The organism is Thermobacillus composti KWC4 (genome assembly GCF_000227705.2).
Taxonomy (GTDB): domain Bacteria; phylum Bacillota; class Bacilli; order Paenibacillales; family Paenibacillaceae; genus Thermobacillus; species Thermobacillus xylanilyticus.
In genome coordinates this window covers 1,144,801-1,163,433 of record NC_019897.1, presented here as the reverse complement: position 1 = coordinate 1,163,433, position 18,633 = coordinate 1,144,801, and the positions used below count along the sequence as shown (strand labels likewise).

Here is an 18,633-nt window from a genome sequence, read left to right as displayed (position 1 = left end):
CCTTACGGCGAGATGACAAGCCTCTGATCACCTTCGCGTTCTTCGAAGATGATGCCGTCCTGTTTATATTTTTTCAAAATGAAGAACGTCTTCGTCGAAAGCACGGCGTCGATCGGCGACAGTTTGTTCGATACGAAGGAGGCGACTTCCTGAAGCGTCCTGCCTTCCACTTCGACCAGCAGATCGTAGGCGCCCGACATCAGGAAGACCGATTTCACTTCCGGATATTGGTAGATCCGCTCGGCGATGCCTTCGAAGCCGCGGCCGCGCTCCGGCGTGATCTGTACTTCGATCAGGGCCGTCACCTTGTCATCCGCGACTTTGCTCCAGTTGACGACCGCCGCGTATTTGACGATCACGTGATCCTTCTCCAGTTCGTCGATCGCCCGCTTCACTTCCTCCACGGAGGCGTCGAGCATCGTCGCGATGAGCTCCGGCGACCTTCGCGCGTCTTCTTTCAGCAATTCGAGGATTTTCAGCTTCAATCCTTCGACCATATCATACCCTCCTCGCACCCAAGCGGATAATAATGATATATCATACACCCGATCCGCTTGTTCTGTAAAACAAAAAAAACGCAGCGGAATACCGTCCGCTGCGAGAACATGCCCGTGGCCCATACAAAATGGCGGTGCCTGCGCAGTTGCGCAAACCCGCCGCCATACAGCGATCATGATTCAGCCCTGTCCTGCCGCACATTATGGCAGATGGATCGTCTTGACATGGTTGAAGTGGATATAGGTGGTCTGGCCGGACGCGTTCGCGATGGCCAGCATCCCGTCGTCCAATCCTTTCAGCACGCCGATCTTGTGCGGATGTTCGCCGAGATCGAGTACGACGAATTCCCCGATCAGCTTGCGCACCTGCTGTTCGAACGTGCGCGAGAGCGAGACGGGGGAAGGCTTGAGCGGGAACTGTTCCGGCGACATGCCGTAAGGCGTCGAGTGCGGCGGATAGGGCACCAAATATTTCAGATGGTCAAGTGAGATGACAACGGAATGATAGACGGGTGAATAGAAGACGAAATAATCGTTCATCACGCTGGTCACATACCCGTGGATCGACTGGCTCCCCGTGATGAACAGCTCCGAGAACATGCCCTTCGCGTTGAGCAGCACCTTGCGGTACGAGATCGGTTCGGACTGCGGCTCGAACGGCGGTTCGCCGGAAGCGTCATCCGTTTCTTCCGATTCGCCCGGTCTGAGCTGCTGCACATGAACGAGCGGAACATAATAGTACCGGCTTTCGCTGCGGATGACGAGAATATCGGGTCCCGTATCGATCAGCATGCCGTGCACCGGCACCGCCCTGCCCGACAGTTCCACATCGACGGGTTTGCCCATCAGCGGATGGCTCATGTTGCATTCCTCCTTCCTATCCGGTCCATTGTGTCCAGAGATACAGTGCCGCCAGGCTGACGAACAGCCCCGCCGGAATGACCAGCAGCGCGGTCCGGATGTAGGCTCCCCAGCTGACGCGGATGCCGTGCTAGGTTATCTCTTGCGGCCGCCGGAACCGCCGGCACCGCGGCTGCCTTGATGGCCCCGATTGCCTTGATGGCCGCGGCTGCCGCCTTGTCGTCCGCCGCTGCCTTGACGGCCGCCCCGGCTGCCGCCGTCCTGCCTGCGGCCCTGGGAACCGCCGGCAGCGCTGCCGGACCGTTGCCCTTGCGAACGCTGATTGCGGTCCTGGCTTCCGCTCGAACGCTGGCCTTGCGAACGTTGCTGGCTGTCCTGGGATTTGTCGCTGCTGCCATTCTGGCTGCCGTTCCGCTGCGCAAGGCTCACGGTCCGGATATGGAACAGCGGAATGCGGATAACTTCCTTGCCGGATACAAGCAGCAGCGTATCGTGGCCGACTTCCACGATGAAGCCGGTCACTTTCTCCGGTCCGCCCTGGTTGATCTGCACGAAATGCTTGGTCAGCCGGCGGAGCACGTCATTGAAGCTGTGCGCCATGATATAACCGGTATGCCCGCCTTTGGTGCGGCCGATCGATTGCGCAGCCTTGCCTTCCGTGATGCTCTTGATGTGCGCCGCATTGACATAGACGATACCGTCTTTCGTCAGAAGCACGATGTAATCGGCATGCACGGCGATCAGCCGTCCGACCATCGATTCCGGACCGCCCCCGGTTGATCTTGACGGCTTGCCGATGAACGACAACAGGTAGCTTATATGCTGCCCGCCGTAACGGAACATCGGATAAAACATTCCTATCCCTCCATTTTCAAACTTGTACGTGACTGCCATCCCTCCCTTGTCCCGACTTGTGCGGACATCACTCCTGTCCTTGTCCCATGCCTGTCGTCATGAAGGATGAAATGTAATACAAGCTTATGTATCCCGTTGACAACCGGTACTAGATTAACGACCATTTCCTGTCAAATTGTGTTCAAGGCCAGTCCGGCCGGCGAGGGGCGGTCATAGCTTGTATTAAATCGCAGTAAGAGGAGGGATCTGCATGCCGGACAGGCATCACACTGGTGCGAATCAAGCGGCCGGCGCTACTGATGAGGGAGCCGGCCGCACCGCGGGAAGGCGGACGCGCGGACAGCGCACGCGCGGGCAGCGTACCGCCGGGCAGCGTACCGCCGGGCAGCGTACCGCCGGGCAGCGTACCGCCGGGCAACATACCGCCGGACAGCGCACCGCGGGACAGCGCACGCGCGGGCAGCGCACCGCCGGGCAGCGTACCGCCGGACAGCGCACCGCGGGCGGGCGCACGCGCGGGCAGCGTACCGCCGGACAGCGAACCGCGGGACAGCGCACGCGCGGGCAGCGCACCGCCGGACAGCGCACGCGCGGGCAGCGCACCGGCGAACAGGGTGCCGGTGAACAAGGCGCCGGCGAACAGGGCGCCGGCGAGCAACGCGCGCGCGGGCAGCGGGAACATCGCAATGCAGAATGGCCGTATGAAGGCCAATATTGGCCGCCCGGCTGGTATATTACCGCGAAGAACCGCAGGCAATAACCGGCAGTGACCGGGACAGCCCCGGCAGCATAGCGTAACAATGAAGATAGCCTATCGTCGAATGACGATAGGCTTTTCACCATTTCGGACCGCAAATCGCAAGCCGGGAGGACCGATGTGCATGTCATCCGCATCCTTGCCCAGCCGCCGCATCCAAGTCGATCCCGAATTGTGGGAGGCCATTCACCGCGATCCGTGGGAGGATCACGAAGCGGACGTTCTCGTCGACGGCAGGATCGCCGCGAAGCTGAAAATCCGCGGCGGCCATACGCGGGGATATCCGAAGCCTTCCTATGAGCTTCGCATCGTGAACGGCCATACGTTTCACTGGAACGCCGAATACGACGATCCTTCGCTGATCCGCAACGCCCTGTCGTTCTATTTTTTCAATCTGATCGGCCTGCCGGCTCCGAAGACCACCCACTGCCGCCTATATGTCAACGGACGGCCGCTCGGCGTCTACCTGGAGATCGAGGCGGTCGTGCCCGCGTTTTTCCGGGAACGGAAAATCCGGTATCGCTCCATCATCTATGCGGCGAACGACAGCGCCCATTTCGGATTGAACTCCCCTCAGAACGGGGGCCCCAAACGTTCGCTGTTCGAAGGCTACGAGCTCGTGGCCGGCGGAACGGCGGCGAAGCAGCGGCTGGAAGCCTTCGTCCGGGATCTGAACCGGCTCAATGGCATCGCGCTGAAGCGCTTGCTGGCCCGGCGGCTGGACATCGACCAATACTTGAAATGGCTGGCGGGGGCCGTCCTGACCGGAAACTATGACGGGTTCGAACAAAACTACGCGCTCTATGAACATTTGCCTTCCGGAAAGTATCGCATTCTGCCGTGGGACTATGAGGGAACCTGGGGAAGAAATTGCTACGGGGAAATTTGCCCGGTCAACCAGGTGCGGATTACGGGCTACAACACGCTGACCGCCAAGCTGCTCGGATTCCGCGAATACCGCGAGAAGTATTTCCGTCTGCTCGGGAGGCTGCTGGGCAGCGCTTTCACCGAGCGGAAATTGATGCCCGTCGTCCGCCGGATGATAAATAATATTGCGGCAGCCGTCCGGACGGACGATACGCGGAAGTACGATTACCGCGTCTTTCAGAACGAACCGCAGCTGATCCGGCGCTATATCCGCGGACGGCGGGCCTACGTGCTGCGCGAACTCGGCCGTCTGTCCGGCAGCAGACGGACGCGCGTCCGCCGTGCGGGAAAAGCCGCGCGCGTTGCCGCTGTGCGGCAATCCGCGACGCGGGAATAGCCGCTCAGCCCGCCAGTTTGCGGCGGATGAACAGCCAGCCCGCCAGCGGAGCGGCGCCGACCGCGAGCAGCAGCCAGGCGAGCGCGGCGGTCGACTGCACTTGCGAGACGACGGACAGATAGATGACGAGGCCCAGCACCCGGCCGGCGATCAGGCCGGTCTCCCGCAGCACGATCAGCTCCTCGCGCCGCTTCACGCCTTCGTCCGTCTTGCCGATCAGATCGAATACGGCGGACGTCATCGGAATGACATACAGCGGCATGAACAGTGCCGTACCGATGCCGGCGATAAGCAGCGCCGTGTACCCGACGTCCGCCAGCAGAATGGCCGTCATGCCGGATACGCTTGCCGCGCCCAGCAGCATGGCCGCGCGGCGGAATCGCGGGCGAAGCAGCCGGCCGGCCAGCCAGAACGACAGGAGCGACGTCAGCGACGTCCAGAAGGTGTAGTTGCCGAGGCTCTGCTCCCGCCCTGTCGCGAAGTAGACAAGCAGTCCGAGCAGAAACAGGTACACGCCTTCCCTGAGGCCCTGCGCGGCGAGCGCCGGCACCGCGGATCTCCATGGATTGCCCCGCTGCCGCAGCTGGCTTGTGCCGTAGGACCACGCGAATGTCCCGTCTGAACGCCTCCGCTTCAGAAAAAAACTGAGCACCGCCGCGGCCGCGAACATTGCGAGCGACACCGTGAACACGATCCGGTACCCTTTGATCCCGCCCGACAGACTGATGAACGTCCCCGACAGCCACGGAGCCGTCATGCCGGCGAGCGAGCCGAGCAGTCCGGCCCAACCGTTGAATCGGTCGCGGCTTTCGGGCTCCGTAATCTCGAAATAGACGACGTTGTAAGCGAGCCAGAACAGGCCGACGGCGAGTCCGTTCAATGCGCCGAGCCATGCCGCCCACCGGCTGGCGGCATTTCCGAGCAGCAGGACGGACAGATAGAAGAGTGCCGAGCAGACGAGTCCCGCCCTGAGGGCGATCATTTTGTCATGCCGCTTGGTCCACGCGCCGGCAAGCCAGAACGCGCAGCCGGATGCGAGATGCTGCGCCAGGGTGAACCAGCCGATGAGCGCGAACGACTGGCTGGCCTTCCACAGATAGACCGGAACGAACGTGCCGGACAGCGCACCCGCCGCCGCATACATCCCCTGCACCGCCAGCAGGAGAACCGCCTGCCGGCCCAGCGCCGCGGATGGCGTCCGCGTTGCGCCGCCGGACATCCATCCCGCCGACGCATGCGGCTTGCGCGCAGCTTTCGCCATATTCCCTGCAGACATGATTTTGCCCTGCGCCATCGCCAGCCTCCCGCAAGACTTGAATCTCCCCTAAGTTGCCCGTATGGACGGGGAGACATGTCTTGCAGAATCTGACATTGACGCAGGGCAATGGAGGTTTGCCGTCAATCTTCGCCTTCCAGATTGCCGAGCAGACGCTCGCGGTCGTCCGGAGCGAGCCGGCTGTGCGCGTGATGGCAATTCGGACAGATATACCAGACCAGCCGGAACGGGGCAGGCAGAATCGCGCGCTTCACCGCCGGAGGCACGGCGGGCTCCCAGCCTGCCGCACCCACGGTCTGCGTGCCCGCTTCAATCATGTATTCCCGGCAGGACGGGCATTCCGGCACTTCCAATTGCTCGTTCAGGATCGCTTCGAGCTTCCCTTCCAGCGCGATCAGGCGCAGGTTGACCGGACGGAAGCTGTCCATATCCATGTCGTCCGAAAGCCGGCTGCGAATTGCCGCGCCTTCCGCGCGCGCGCTCTTCGCACCGTCTCCGCCGCTTCCGTCTTCCGCATCGTCATCGCGTTCGATTTCAACGTTCAGCGTCCGGTAATCGCCGAGTTCGTTTTCACAATAAGGGCAGACGTTCTCCGGTCCGGTCTCTTCGTCCCAGGTAATCTCCGTCTGGCACCACGGACATACCGTCGATTGCTCCATCTGATTCGATATCCTCCCTGGCGCTCCGGCCGGCCGCAAGCCGCCGGGCTTAAGTTACATCAAATACAGCACGCCCAGAATGATGAAAATTGCCGCGATGACCAGCAGCGTTCCCCACAAATATTTCACGCTTGCTCCTCCTCGCCGGCGCGCTCAGGACAGCACGGTCGCGCCGATGACGTATGACAGCGAAATCGAGATGATCATGGCGATAAATCCGACCGCCCGATTGTCCCGCTTGATCTCGTCGTCGATCCGAAAGACGGGCGTCAGAAACTCGAACACAAAATAGGCGGCCAGCAGCAGCACGAAGCCGAAAGCCGCCCATACGAGCGACTGGTACAGCGAATCGCCGGCCTGGATCGAGAAGCGGAACAGGTTGCAGATGCCGAAAATTTTGCCCCCCGTCGCCATCGCCACCGCCAGGTTGCCGTTCTTGATCTCGTCCCACGTATTGTACCGCACCGCGAATTCAAAGCAGAAAAGGAAGACGATCAGGGCCAGGATCGCGACCGAAAAAAAGGCGATGGAAGCAAAATACGCATTGTCAAGCCAACGGTCCAACGCTTGATCCATCGGGGATCATCCTCCCTTCTTCAGCCCGAAGGGCGCCTGGATTTCTATTTCAGTTCGGCGACGGTGACGCCGTTTCCTCCCTCGCCGTACGCGCCGTCGCGGAACGACTTGACGAGGCGGTGCCTGCGCAGGAAATCGCGGATGCCCGAACGGAGCACGCCCGTTCCCTTGCCGTGGATGATGGTGACCTGCCCGAGATTCGCAAGGTACGCTTCGTCGAGGAAGCGGTCGACCTCCAGAATCGCGTCCTCCAGCGTGCTGCCGCGCAGATCCAGTTCCATGCGCAGGTCGCCCTTCGTGCGCTTGAGGCTTGCCGCCGCCTGCGGCTGTTTCGGCTGCGGCGGCTGCTTGATCCGCTCCAGATCGGACAGGGCGACTTTCATCTTCAGGATGCCGATCTGGACGAGCGCTTCCGTCTCGCCCGTCTCCAGCACGACGCCCTTCTGGTTCAGGCTGATCACCGTCACTTCGTCGCCCGGTTCAACCCGGACCGGCTTCCGGGCAGCGCCCTGCGCCGACGGCTTCGGCGTGAGGTCCGGAATCGCCTCGTCCAGCCGGCGCCGCGCCTCGATCAGCTTGTGTTCTTTCACCGACGCCGCTTCCTCAAGCGCCATCCGCCTGAGGTCCGCGATGATCGCTTCCGCTTCGCGGCGCGCCTTCGCCACCGCTTCGCGCGCTTCTTCCTGCGCCTTCGCCAGCATCCGGTCGCGCTGCTGCTCGAACTTGCGCAGTTCGGCGGCATGCCGCTCCTTCAGCCGTTCCATCTCGGCGCGCAGCGACTCCGCGGTCTGACGCTCCGCTTCCGCGCTCTGCCGGTCTTCTTCGAGCGACGCGATCATGTCCTCGACGCGCCGGTCGTCCTCGCTCACTTCGCCGCGGGCGCGCTCGATGATCGACCGCGGCAGGCCGAGCCGCTCGGCGATGGCGAACGCGTTGCTTCGGCCCGGCACGCCGACGAGCAGCCGGTAAGTCGGGCTGAGCGTCTGGACGTCGAATTCCATGCTGGCATTGATGATGCCCTTGCGATTGTAAGCATACGCTTTCAGCTCGCTGTAATGCGTCGTGGCGACGATCCGGCAGCCAAGCCGGTGGATATGTTCCAGAATCGCGATCGCCAGCGCCGAGCCTTCCGCCGGATCGGTGCCGGCGCCGAGCTCGTCGAGCAGCACGAGGCTCTTCGGCGTCATCTCCCGCAGCATGCGGATGATGTTCGTCATGTGGCCGGAGAACGTGCTCAGGTTCTGCTCGATGCTCTGTTCGTCGCCGATGTCGGCGTAGATGGCGTCGAATACGCAGAGCTGGCTGCCGTCGTCCGCCGGCACGAACAGCCCGGACATCGCCATCAGGCTGAGCAGGCCGATCGTCTTGAGCGTGACCGTCTTGCCGCCCGTGTTCGGCCCGGTGATGATGATCGCCGTATAGGAATTGCCAAGTTCCACATCCAGCGGTACGACGGATTCCGGCGGAAGCAGCGGATGGCGGCCGCGCTTCAGCTTGAGGAAGCCCCGGTCGTTCATCCGCGGCAGCGACGCCCGCATCTCGCGCGCAAGCCGCGACTTGGCGAACGCAAAGTCGAGCTGCCCGAGCAGCTCAAGATTCGCCGCCAGATCGTCGGCGTGCTCCGCCGTTTCGGCCGTCAGGCGCAGCAGGATGCGTTCGATCTCCCGCTCCTCGGCCATCTTAAGTTCGCGCAGCTTGTTGTTCATCTGCACGATCGACTCCGGCTCGATGAACAGCGTCGCTCCGGAACCGGACTGGTCGTGCACGATGCCGCCGAAATGTCCGCGGTATTCCTGCTTCACCGGGATGACGAACCGGTCGCCGCGGATCGTGATGATCGCGTCCTGCAACATTTTCTGTACGGAAGGCGAGCGGACAAGCTGCTCGAGCTTCTCGCGGATCCGCGCTTCGCCGCCCCTGAGTTCCCGGCGGATCGCCGCCAGTTCCGGGCTGGCCTGGTCGACGACATAAGCCTGTTCGTCGATGCATCGGGCGATCGACTCTTCGAGCGCGCGATGCTCGGTCAGCTGCCCGGCCAGCCCGTGAAGCAGCGGCAGCGGGTGATCTTCGTGAATCTGCGCGATATGGCGTTTCACCAGCCGGCCGCCGCGCGCCGTCGACGCGATCTCCAGCAGTTCCGCCGGATTCAGCTTGCCGCCGATTTTCGCCCGCTTGAGCGCGGCGCGGACATCCGCGATGCCGCCGAACGGAGGCGCTCCTTTCAGCCGCTCGGCGGCGGATGCCTCGTCCGTCGCCTGGAGCCTGAGCTTTACTTCTTCGAGATCGCTGCTCGGTTCAAGCCGGCCGCACAGGTCTCTGCCGAGCGAAGTCGCGGCCTGTTCCATGAGCCGTTCGATGATTTTGTGATATTCCAGGATGTGCAATACTTTGCCGTCCAACCCGCCACAACTCCTCTCAGCCCACTATTATAGCCGAAGCGCTGGCCGCGCGCCATTTTGCCCATGCAAAACCTGCCAAACATGAACCCTCCGAATGCGGGAACACTAACCCCGAGCACTTTAAGCGGCACCCACGCAGCCATTTCGCATTTGAGGAGGAGAGTGCCATGAACATCATCGGAACCGTCGTTCGTTTCGTCGTCGCCGCGCTGGTGCTGATGGTGGTGGATTGGATCGTTCCCGGATTCAGCGTCGGCGGCTTCTGGAGCGCCTTGCTTCTGGCCATCGTAATCGCTGTGCTCGGCTGGATTGTCGAAGGCCTGTTCGGCAAGAAAGTCACGCCGTTCGGGCGGGGCATCGTCGGATTTCTCGCCAGCGCGGCGGTCATCTGGCTCGCCCAGTTCATCGTCGGCAATGTGGAAGTGTCCTGGCTCGGCGCCATACTTGCCGCGCTTGTCATCGGGATCATCGACCTGTTCATCCCGATCAGTTCGCCGTACGAAGCGGGCAAAAAATCCTGACGCCGCGGCGCATGCAGTCGCGCAGGGCCGCGCCGCAAGCAGCTTTTCCACACAGGAAAAGCTGTTTTTGCGTTCACGATTTGTTCAATCTTCATCCATAAGTTTGTCACGTCCCGTCCCGAAAAATCAGTTACAATGATTAATGTCACAATACACGAAAAAAAAAAATGGGGTTTTGACCCTTCGGAGGGATACGGGATGCGGACACGAAACTTTGCGGTCATGGCTGCAGCGGTCGTGCTGGCCGGCCTGCTGGCAGCGTGCGGAGGCGGCAAGAACGGGGGAAGCGCGCCGGGCATCGTCATCGACGAATCGAACCAGACGAAAGCGGACAGCGTCATCGAGGTCAAGGCGAGGAACTTCGAATTCGACCAGACCGAATACCGGGTGAAAACCGGCGCCGTCAAGTTTCACTTCGTCAGCGAAGAAGGGGTTCACGGCATCCGGATTCCGAAGACCGGCATCGAGCTCAGGGACGGTCAGACGGTTACGGTTACCTTCGAAAACCCGGGCGAATACGAGATCGTCTGCAACATTCCTTGCGGCACCGGCCATTCCAAGATGTTCGCGAAGCTGATCGTCGAGGCGTGAAGCAAGAGGCGGCGGGAGCGAACCTGCACCGTTTATTGATCGCAAGTTTAACCTGAATAAGCGAAGGTTTTTCGCCTATTTTCCGGAAACGGTGAATTTTCGGCCGTCGTCCGGAGAATAGGCGAAGTTTTTTTCGTCTATTTCCCGGATTTCCGCTTGAAATTTCTCTGTCTTGAAAGAAAATGGCCCATCGGGAACCCGGGATTCCGGGATTCCCGACCGGCCATATTCATTACCCGTTCGATTCGATGAGTTCGATCCATTCGTTGAATTCGTTCTGCAGCTTCGCGTATTCGTCCTGCAGCCGGACGTGCTCGACGTTCAGCCGGTCGTAAGCTTCCTGCAGCTCCGCGATCCGGCTCTCGGCGCCGTCCTTCGCCTGCGCCAGCTGCCCCTCGATGGCCTCCAGCTTCTCGCGCAGCGCGTCCGCTTCCGCGCGGGCGCGTCCGGCTTCCGATTCGAACCTGGCTGCCCATTCGGCGGCGCGCGCATCCGCCTCCCGGCGCTCTTCCTCAAGCGCTTCGGCCCTGGCGCGCCAATCGGCCGCTTCGGAGGCCGCGGCTTCCAGCTCGCGGATCCGCTCCATCAGCCGCATCCCGCGTTCTTTCTGCTCGTCGCGGTCGCGGGTCAGGCGCTCGATCCGATCCTGCAGCTCGCGCAGCTTGCTTGCGCGTCCGGACGCTTCCTGCTCCAGCTGCCGGAGCCGGTTTCGCAACTCACCGGCGATGCGTTCAGCCTCTTCGGTCAGCTTGCGCTGCTCGCCCGTCTCGCGTTCCGCCGCTTCGGCCCGTGCGCGCAGTTCGGCAGCCTGCTGCTCGAATTGCGCTTCTCTCGCTTCCGCTTCCTGCCGCAGCTCGGCTTCCCGCTCCTCGTACATCCGCCGCCAGTCCGCCTCGGCGGCCGCCAGCCGCTGATCCGCTTCGCGCCGGCGCTGCGCCGCTTCCGCCTGCGCCTTCTGCCGTTCGGCGGCCATCTCCTGCTGCATGCGTTCGCGCTCCGCCCTGAGCCTCTCCAGTTCCGCCCGCGCCTCCGCGAGCTCCTGTTCCGCCTTCAGGCGCTTCGTTTCTTCCTGGCGCAGCTTGGCTGTCTCCTGGCGGAGGCGGATGACTTCGTCGGTCATATGGACGGCGGTGAGCACGGCAATCCGCGGCATGTCAAGCCGCGGGAATTGGCGCGCGAGCCGGTTCATATTGTCGTCGACCATTTCCGCCACGCGCCTGATATGGTCTGCGCTGGAATGGCCGGTCAGACGGTATTGATGCCCGAAAATGTCGACGGTCACCCTGGTGCGTTCGGCGTCCATGATCGGTGGTTCCTCCCTGTGTGATGCTGCAATCGGCGGAGCAGGCATTTTTGCAAGAATGCCCGTGACAAGCCGAAAGCCGCATCGAACATCTTCCGACAATACTTCGATGCGGCTTTCCCCGTTTCCTGCCTACTTGCGCAATTCTGCGCCGAAAGCCGACGCCAGACGGTCGACGACCGCGGCGTGGCGCCCGGCCGCTTCTTCATCCGTTAGCGTCCGCTCCGGATGGCGGTAGACGAGCGAGAACGCGACGCTCTTCTTGTCCGCGCCGAGCCGGTCGTCAACGTACACGTCGAAGACGCTGACCGACTCGAGCAGATCGCCGCCCGCTTCGCGGATGGCGGCGAGCAGGCTGCCCGCTTCGACCGAACGGTCGACCAGAACGGCGAGGTCGCGCTCGACCGATGGATAGCGCGGCAGCGGCTGCTGAATGATCGCGGTGTCCGCATGTTCGTAGAGCGGCTCCAGCGCCAGCTCGAAGACGTAGGTGTCGTCCAGCTCCTCTTGCAGCTGGACCGACGGATGCAGCTGGCCGACGTAGCCGATCAGCATTTCGCCGCTGCCGGTGTCGAGCAGCACCTTCGCCGACCTGCCCGGATGCAGATTGTCCAGTGCGGCCGCCTCGTAGCGGATTCGCCCGCTTACGCCGAGCAGATCAAAGATCGTCTCGACGACGCCCTTCGCGTCGTAGAAGTCGACCGGCTCCGCCTTCACGTTCCATTGCACGTCCGTCCGGCTGCCGGTGAGCAGTCCCGCGATCCGGTGGCGTTCCTGCGGCAGCCGCGTCAGCGTCTCTTCGTTCGTCAGGAAGACGCTGCCGATCTCGAATAATTTCAGATCGGTATTCTTCCGGTTCCGGTTGTAGATCGCGGCATCGATCAGGCTCGGCACGAGGCTCGTGCGCAGCTCGCTCCGGTCTTCGCTCATCGGCATCGCGACCCGGATCGGCACCGCGCCTTCGGCAAGCAGCGTGAACATGCGCGTGCGGGACGGATGCGTGAGCGAGTAAGTGAACGTCTCCTGCAGCCCCGCGTCGGCCAGCTTCGCCCGGAGCGCCCGGCGGATCGCCTGGGGACCGGTCAGCCTGCCGGCCGTCGTGCTGCCCTCGATCGCCGTCGACGGAATGTTGTCGTAGCCGTGGAGCCGCGCGACTTCCTCGATCAGGTCGACGTCGCGGGAGATGTCGCCGCGCCGGGTCGGCACCTTCACGGTGAAGACGCCGCCTTCGGATACTGCGGATTCGAATCCGAGCCGCGCGAAAATCTCCTGCACCTCGTCAGCGGTGAGCGACGTGCCGAGATGGCCGTTGATCTTCGCCAGCGTCACGCTGACGACGGCCGGCTCCGCCTCGCGCACGACGGCCTGAACGATGCCGTCAAGGACCGTTCCGCCCGCGTAGAGCGCCATCAGGGCGGCGGCGCGGTCGACCGCCGGCACGACGCGCGCCGGGTCGACGCCTTTCTCGAAGCGGAGGCTCGCCTCCGATCGCAATCCCAGGCGGCGGGACGTGCGGCGCACCGTTGCGGCGTCGAACTCGGCCGACTCCAGCACGACGTTCACCGTCTCATCCGACACTTCCGTGTTCGCGCCGCCCATGACGCCGGCCAGGGCGACCGGACACTCGCCGTCCGTGATGAGCAGCATGTCCGGATCCAGCTTGCGCTCCTGGTCGTCCAGCGTCACCATCGTCTCGCCCGGCCGGGCCAGCCGGACTTCGATCCGGCCGCCCAGCTTGTCGGCGTCGAACGCGTGCAGCGGCTGGCCGTATTCCAGCATGACGTAGTTCGTAATATCGACGATGTTGTTGATCGGACGGACGCCGGCCGCGATCAGCCGGTTCTGCATCCATTGCGGGGAAGGTCCGATCTTCACCCCTTGCACATACCGGGCCGCATAGCGGAAGCAATGCTCCGGCGCGCTGATCGTCACGGCGATCTTGTCGGCCGCCTTAAGAGCGCCGCTCTCCACGCGGGTATCCGGCAGTTTCACCTGCCGTCCCGTCAGCGCGGCCGCTTCATAAGCGACGCCGAGCATGCTGAGGCAATCCGAACGGTTCGGCGTCAGATCAAGTTCGAGCACCGCGTCGTCAAGCGCAAGATATTCCGTGATCGGCGTGCCGATTTCGCTGTCTGCGGGCAGGACGAGGATGCCCTCCTGCATGTCCTTCGGCAGCAGTTTGTCGTTGATGCCGAGCTCCTTCGCGGAGCAGATCATCCCCTGCGACTCAACGCCGCGCAGCTTGGCGCGCTTGATCGCGATGCCGCCCGGCAGCTTCGCGCCGATCAGCGCGACGGGCACCTTCTGCCCTGCGGCGACGTTCGGCGCGCCGCAGACGATTTGCAGCGTCTCGCCGGTGCCGGCATCCACCTTGCACACGCTCAGTTTGTCCGCGTCCGGGTGCTTTTCTTTCTCCAACACATGGCCGACGACGACATTCGAGACGCCCTGGTTGCGCTGTTCGACCGTATCGATCTCGATGCCGCCGCGCGTCATCAGCTCGGCCAGCTCTTCCGGCGACACGCCCGACAGATCGATGTATTCTTTCAGCCATTGATAGGAAACTCTCATCGGTAAATAGCCGCCCCTTTCCCTACATCCGCGCGAATTGGCGCAGGAACCGCATGTCGTTCAGGTAGAAAGACCGGATGTCGTCCACGCCGTATTTCAGCAGCGCAACCCGTTCGATGCCGAGGCCGAAGGCGAATCCGCTCACTTCGTTCGGATCGTAGCCGCCGTACTCGAGCACGCGCGGATGCACCATGCCGGCGCCCAAAATTTCAAGCCAGCCGGTGTGCTTGCACATCCGGCAGCCGTCGCCGCCGCACTGCACGCACGTCACGTCGACTTCGACGCTCGGCTCGGTGAACGGGAAGAAGCTCGGACGGAGCCGGATGCGCGCCTGCGGACCGAACATCGCGCGTGCGAACGTCAGCAGCGTCCCCTTCAGGTCGCTCATGCGGATGTTTTTGTCGACGACCAGCCCTTCCACCTGATTGAACTGGAACGAATGCGTCGCGTCGTCGTCATCGCGGCGGTACACTTTGCCCGGGCAAATGATCTTGAGCGGCGTCTGCCCGTTCATCGCCTGCATTGCGCGGATCTGGACCGGCGACGTCTGCGTGCGGAGCAGAATCTCGTCCGTGATATAGAACGAATCCTGCATGTCGCGCGCCGGATGGTCCTTCGGCAGATTGAGCGCCTCGAAGTTGAAGAAGTCCGTCTCGACTTCCGGCCCTTCCGCGATCGTATAGCCCATGCCGAGGAACACGTCCTCGATCTCGCGCGCCACTCTCGTAAGCGGATGGATGGTGCCTGTCGGCAGTTTCCGGCCCGGCAGCGTGACGTCAATCGTTTCGGCCTTGAGCCGGCGTTCCGTCTCCTGCTCCTGGAACAGCCGCTGCTTCTCTTCGATCGTCTGTTCGATCGCCCCCCGCACTTCGTTGGCGATCTGGCCGACGACCGGACGCTCTTCGGCGGAGAGGCTGCCCATGCCGCGCAAAATTTCGGTGAGCGCGCCTTTCTTGCCGAGATATTTGACCCTGAGGTCGTTCAGACGGGCGGGATCGGCGGCCTCGGCCAGCTCCCGCAGCGCTTCGTCGCGAAGCGCCTCCAGACGTTCCTTCATCGCGATTCGATACCTCCAGAACAGGCTTGATATCAGGGTGCAAAAAGAAAAGCCTCCCGCCCCGCAAGGGACGAGAGGACCGTGGTACCACCCTTATTCCAGCCGGAACAAGCGCGCGGATACGGCCGGTTGGACAGGGCCGTGCGCATGCTTGCCGTATTCGGCTTGCGCCGCGTATGCGAGCGCCGCCGATGGCTGCTTATTGTGCGGATAACGGACCGCGCCGGGCACAGCCTACTGGGGCGCCGCATTTCCTTGTGATCGGCATCCCGTTCAGCGGCCTGCTACGGAGGGAATTTCGGCAGCCGGTTGTCGCAAGGACGCTCTCAGTCTCCGGCGTCCTTTCCCTGTGCGGCCTGATGCTGCTTACTTGTCTCCGTCATGGCATTTGGCTTCATAACATTGATTTCTATTATAGACAATCCGATTCGGTTTGCAAGTGCGGGCGCCTGTGATCGCAGGTCGCAGCGTGCCTGCGGATTACTTTGCGGAACGCTGCTTCCGGCGATTTTGCAGCAAAAGCACCAGCGACAGCGTAAACGCCGTGATCGACAGCGACCACGAAACGATGATCATCACTAAATTCAGCACGTCGAATGAGCCGTCCTCCTTCGCCGAAGATGCGGAAGACGAAGCCGATGCCTGCGTTCCCGCGCCGTGGCCGTGGCCATCGTCGGCCGGGTTGCCCGGCACGACGGCGATTGCCGGCGCCGGGGTCGGCGAATCGGTATCCGGAGCGCCGATCCACTCGACGACGCTGCCGTCCGCGTACGTCTGGTACGCCTTCCAGACGAGCAGACTTTCGGTGTCGGCGTCCGGCAGCACGCGCCCGGACATGCGGAACTCCGCAAACTCGGTGACATCCAGTCCGTGTCCGGGTTCAGCCGTCCACGACACCTCGGTGATCACCTGATCCGCGTTTCGTTCGAACTCGACGGTCCAGCCCGGTTTCGGTTCGAAACGGGTAATGTTCACGGCTTCGGGGAACACAACGCGCACGGCGGTTGTCTCGGTCCCTTCCTTCTCGCTGGGAACGCGCACCGTGAACACCACGTATGCTCCCTGTTCCACTTCGTTCGGCCAGATCGTCACATGCGCCGAAGCCGGCAATGCCGCCAGCAGGAATACGGCGATCCCCGCCGTCAGCGCCATGATTCGTTTCATCAAATCAAATCCCGTCCTTTCCGGTTGACATCCTTTCCCAGTTTAGCGCGCCGGACGGACGGGGACATGACGCGAAAGGGCTATAAATGTTGCAAATTTGCGTCTGACTGCCGGCAGGATCGGAAAATGGAACGGATGATTCCTGACTCAGTGTGCGGATTGGACGCGATCGACGTGCTTCACCTGGTTGTACGACAGCGCGATAAACAACACGGAAACATCTGGCAGACGCCTTCCGTTTGGACATCTCGACAGCCAGCAGACAGACGGCAACGCTCGAAAGGAAAGGATATATTTTCCGAACGCCGGACCCTTCCGACAAGAGATCTTTTTTGCTGCAGCTCACGGAAACGGGAACCCGGGAATTATTCCTGCACAAGCAAGCGTGATTGGACCGGTTGGCGGAGCTGCTTGAGAGTTGCTCCGAGGAGGAATGTCATCAGTTTGGAGAACTGTTGAGGAAGTTCAACCGGACACTCGCATAGAAGCGCCGCCTGCAGAGTGCACAGCGTCGCGCTCAATCCGATCCGCCGGACCCGGGCCCGTCGCCTCCGTCCCGGCCGACAATGCCGGTCTCATACGCATACCGCGCAAGCTGCACCCGGTTGTCGAGATGCAGCTTCTGCAAAATGTTCTTCAAATGATTCTTGACCGTATGCTCCGACAGGCCGAGCCTTGCGGCAATCTCGCGGTTCGACTCGCCGCTTGCAACGCGTTCGAGCACTTCCCGTTCCCGCGCGGTCAGCGGCGTCAGAATGCCGGCTGTCCGGCGAACGCGGGACTGCGGCGCGGAAGGCGTAGGCGAGGATGGCGTCCTGCGAACCAGCCACGACCGCCGCGGCTTCCGGTCCTCCCGGGACATCCCTTCATGCCGGCCGTCAGCCTCCGAACCCATGGCATCGCCCGGCACGCCGCCGCCGGTGAACGTCTTCAGCAGCATGCGGGCGATCTCCGAAGACATCGGCGTCTCGTCATTCACGATGGAGCGCAAATAGTCCAGCCATACGGACGGCCGGACGTTCTTCGGCAGAAAGCCCTGCGCGCCGCAGCGCAGCGCTTCGAACAGAAACGCCGGTTCGTCATGCGCGGTGACCATGACGATGCGGACATCCGGAGCCCAGCGCTTGACCAACTGCGCAGCCTCCAGCCCGCTGATGCCCGGCATGTTCACATCCATCAGCACAATGTCCGGCGCGAGGCGCCGGACCGCTTCGAGCGCTTCCTCGCCTGACGCCGCTTCGCCGACGACCTCAAAACGCGGTTCCGCTTCCAGGATGTCCCGCATCCCTTCGCGTCCGTGCGGATGATCGTCGACGATCAGGACGCGATGCCGGCTGCCGCCGGATGCGCCGTTTCCTTCATACGCCGTCATGCCCTGCTTCCGCCTTTCCGCCTTTCGTGAAATGCAAGCCTCGTCCGCGGCGAGTCATCCCGCGCCGCGCGATCGTCCTTCTCCACCGTCACCGTCGTGCCGCCGCCGGGCGCAGACCGGATCCCAAGCCTCCAGCCCATCTCTTCGGCCCGGCTGCGCATCATCCGGATTCCGTACCGGTCGAACGCCTTGAGGTCCGACTCGCCCAGCCCGACGCCGTCGTCCGCGATCTCGCACCTGAACCCCCCGCCTTCCGACGGTTCCATCGTCACGCGAATCGTCCGCGCATTCGCATGCTTGCGCGCATTCAGCACCGCTTCGCGCACGATCGCGAGAAGCTCCACCTTCTCCTTGTTCGTCAGCAGCCGGTCCGGCAGCCGGCCTTCGCACTCGAACCGGATGCCGGCATCCGCCGCTTCGCCGCCGAGCGCTTCGACGGACGCCATCCACGAGAAATCGCCCGGCGCCGGCAGCGTGCGCAGGTTCGCAATGGACTGGCGGACGTCGTCGTAGACGCGGCGGATCGTCTCGCGGATTCCCGCGCTGACTTCGCGGGCCGCTTCGCTGCAATCCGCCCGGTCCAGCTTGTCCAGCTTGACGGACAGCAGGAACAGCGACTGCGAGATGCCGTCGTGCAGTTCCCGCGCGAGCTGCTCCCGCTCCTCGAGCGCCGCCTTCAGCATGCGCTCCCGCTGCAATTCTTCCTGCGTCGCTTCAAGCTTCGCGAACAGTTTTCTCAGCAGCGTCACCGTCACAATGAACACGATCACGGGCGCCAGCAAATTGCCGAGATCCATGGACACGTACGGCAGCAGCACCGTATGCCGCAGGTACTCCCACAGCCCGATCGTGATCGTCGGCGTCCAGAGGATCAGATGCTTGATCGTTCGGTATGACAGCTTCATCGCAA

18 protein-coding genes are annotated in these 18,633 nt (G+C 62.7%); 4 read left to right on the top strand and 14 right to left on the bottom strand.

Features of this window, described 5'->3' with window-relative positions:
* Nucleotides 1-2: 2 nt before the first annotated feature.
* From THECO_RS05390 to THECO_RS21605, 4 genes are all read right to left on the bottom strand, one after another.
* Nucleotides 3-497: an Lrp/AsnC family transcriptional regulator gene (locus THECO_RS05390; protein ID WP_015254045.1), complete on the bottom strand. Its 495-nt coding sequence runs from the start codon at nt 495-497 to the stop codon at nt 3-5.
* A 201-nt stretch (nt 498-698) separates the two neighbouring features.
* A complete protein-coding gene (locus THECO_RS05385) occupies nt 699-1,358 on the bottom strand; it encodes a hypothetical protein (protein ID WP_015254044.1) in 660 nt (219 codons plus the stop codon).
* A 135-nt stretch (nt 1,359-1,493) separates the two neighbouring features.
* Nucleotides 1,494-2,213 (bottom strand): hypothetical protein, encoded by a 720-nt coding sequence (locus THECO_RS20440; protein WP_015254043.1) that lies wholly within the window; start codon nt 2,211-2,213, stop codon nt 1,494-1,496.
* Nucleotides 2,214-2,394: 181 nt separating this feature from the next.
* The gene (locus THECO_RS21605) at nt 2,395-2,925 is read right to left on the bottom strand and encodes a hypothetical protein (protein ID WP_157373528.1); all 531 of its coding nucleotides are present in this window, start codon (nt 2,923-2,925) and stop codon (nt 2,395-2,397) included.
* A 169-nt stretch (nt 2,926-3,094) separates the two neighbouring features.
* Between THECO_RS21605 and THECO_RS05370 the strand changes: the two genes are divergently transcribed.
* Nucleotides 3,095-4,234: a CotH kinase family protein gene (locus THECO_RS05370; RefSeq protein ID WP_015254041.1), complete on the top strand. Its 1,140-nt coding sequence runs from the start codon at nt 3,095-3,097 to the stop codon at nt 4,232-4,234.
* 4 nt (nt 4,235-4,238) lie between these two features.
* Here THECO_RS05370 and THECO_RS05365 read toward each other — a convergent pair whose 3' ends face one another.
* From THECO_RS05365 to THECO_RS05350, 4 genes are all read right to left on the bottom strand, one after another.
* On the bottom strand, nt 4,239-5,528 hold the full coding sequence (locus THECO_RS05365; RefSeq protein WP_015254040.1) for an MFS transporter: 1,290 nt from the start codon (nt 5,526-5,528) through the stop codon (nt 4,239-4,241).
* Between the two features lie 104 nt (nt 5,529-5,632).
* Nucleotides 5,633-6,169 carry a hypothetical protein gene (locus THECO_RS05360; protein ID WP_015254039.1) on the bottom strand — a complete coding sequence of 179 codons (537 nt, stop codon included), beginning with the start codon at nt 6,167-6,169 and terminating at the stop codon, nt 5,633-5,635.
* A gap of 153 nt (nt 6,170-6,322) precedes the next feature.
* Nucleotides 6,323-6,745: a DUF350 domain-containing protein gene (locus THECO_RS05355; protein WP_015254038.1), complete on the bottom strand. Its 423-nt coding sequence runs from the start codon at nt 6,743-6,745 to the stop codon at nt 6,323-6,325.
* A 44-nt stretch (nt 6,746-6,789) separates the two neighbouring features.
* Nucleotides 6,790-9,144, bottom strand: coding sequence for an endonuclease MutS2 (locus THECO_RS05350; RefSeq protein ID WP_015254037.1), 2,355 nt, complete (start codon nt 9,142-9,144; stop codon nt 6,790-6,792).
* 167 nt (nt 9,145-9,311) lie between these two features.
* Between THECO_RS05350 and THECO_RS05345 the strand changes: the two genes are divergently transcribed.
* Complete coding sequence (locus THECO_RS05345) at nt 9,312-9,665, top strand: phage holin family protein (RefSeq protein ID WP_015254036.1); 354 nt, start codon at nt 9,312-9,314, stop codon at nt 9,663-9,665.
* 198 nt (nt 9,666-9,863) lie between these two features.
* Complete coding sequence (locus THECO_RS05340) at nt 9,864-10,256, top strand: cupredoxin domain-containing protein (RefSeq protein WP_015254035.1); 393 nt, start codon at nt 9,864-9,866, stop codon at nt 10,254-10,256.
* Nucleotides 10,257-10,488: 232 nt separating this feature from the next.
* Here the strand turns inward: THECO_RS05340 and zapA are convergent, their stop codons facing one another.
* The 4 genes from zapA to THECO_RS05320 all read right to left on the bottom strand — a co-directional run bounded on the left by zapA (nt 10,489) and on the right by THECO_RS05320 (nt 16,351).
* Nucleotides 10,489-11,559 (bottom strand): cell division protein ZapA, encoded by a 1,071-nt coding sequence (gene zapA / locus THECO_RS05335; RefSeq protein WP_015254034.1) that lies wholly within the window; start codon nt 11,557-11,559, stop codon nt 10,489-10,491.
* A gap of 132 nt (nt 11,560-11,691) precedes the next feature.
* A complete protein-coding gene (gene pheT, locus THECO_RS05330) occupies nt 11,692-14,130 on the bottom strand; it encodes a phenylalanine--tRNA ligase subunit beta (RefSeq protein ID WP_015254033.1) in 2,439 nt (812 codons plus the stop codon).
* A gap of 22 nt (nt 14,131-14,152) precedes the next feature.
* A complete protein-coding gene (gene pheS / locus THECO_RS05325) occupies nt 14,153-15,187 on the bottom strand; it encodes a phenylalanine--tRNA ligase subunit alpha (protein ID WP_015254032.1) in 1,035 nt (344 codons plus the stop codon).
* A 480-nt stretch (nt 15,188-15,667) separates the two neighbouring features.
* The gene (locus THECO_RS05320; RefSeq protein WP_015254031.1) at nt 15,668-16,351 is read right to left on the bottom strand and encodes a YcnI family copper-binding membrane protein; all 684 of its coding nucleotides are present in this window, start codon (nt 16,349-16,351) and stop codon (nt 15,668-15,670) included.
* A gap of 221 nt (nt 16,352-16,572) precedes the next feature.
* On the opposite strand from THECO_RS05320, the gene THECO_RS22690 reads away from it, so the two are divergent.
* Nucleotides 16,573-16,740 (top strand): MarR family transcriptional regulator, encoded by a 168-nt coding sequence (locus THECO_RS22690; RefSeq protein WP_083883100.1) that lies wholly within the window; start codon nt 16,573-16,575, stop codon nt 16,738-16,740.
* Nucleotides 16,741-16,868: 128 nt separating this feature from the next.
* On the opposite strand, the gene THECO_RS05310 is transcribed toward THECO_RS22690, so the two are convergent.
* Complete coding sequence (locus THECO_RS05310; protein ID WP_015254030.1) at nt 16,869-17,723, bottom strand: response regulator transcription factor; 855 nt, start codon at nt 17,721-17,723, stop codon at nt 16,869-16,871.
* Nucleotides 17,720-18,628, bottom strand: coding sequence for a sensor histidine kinase (locus THECO_RS05305; protein ID WP_015254029.1), 909 nt, complete (start codon nt 18,626-18,628; stop codon nt 17,720-17,722). The genes THECO_RS05310 and THECO_RS05305 overlap by 4 nt, the downstream gene beginning before the upstream one ends.
* Nucleotides 18,629-18,633 lie beyond the last annotated feature (5 nt).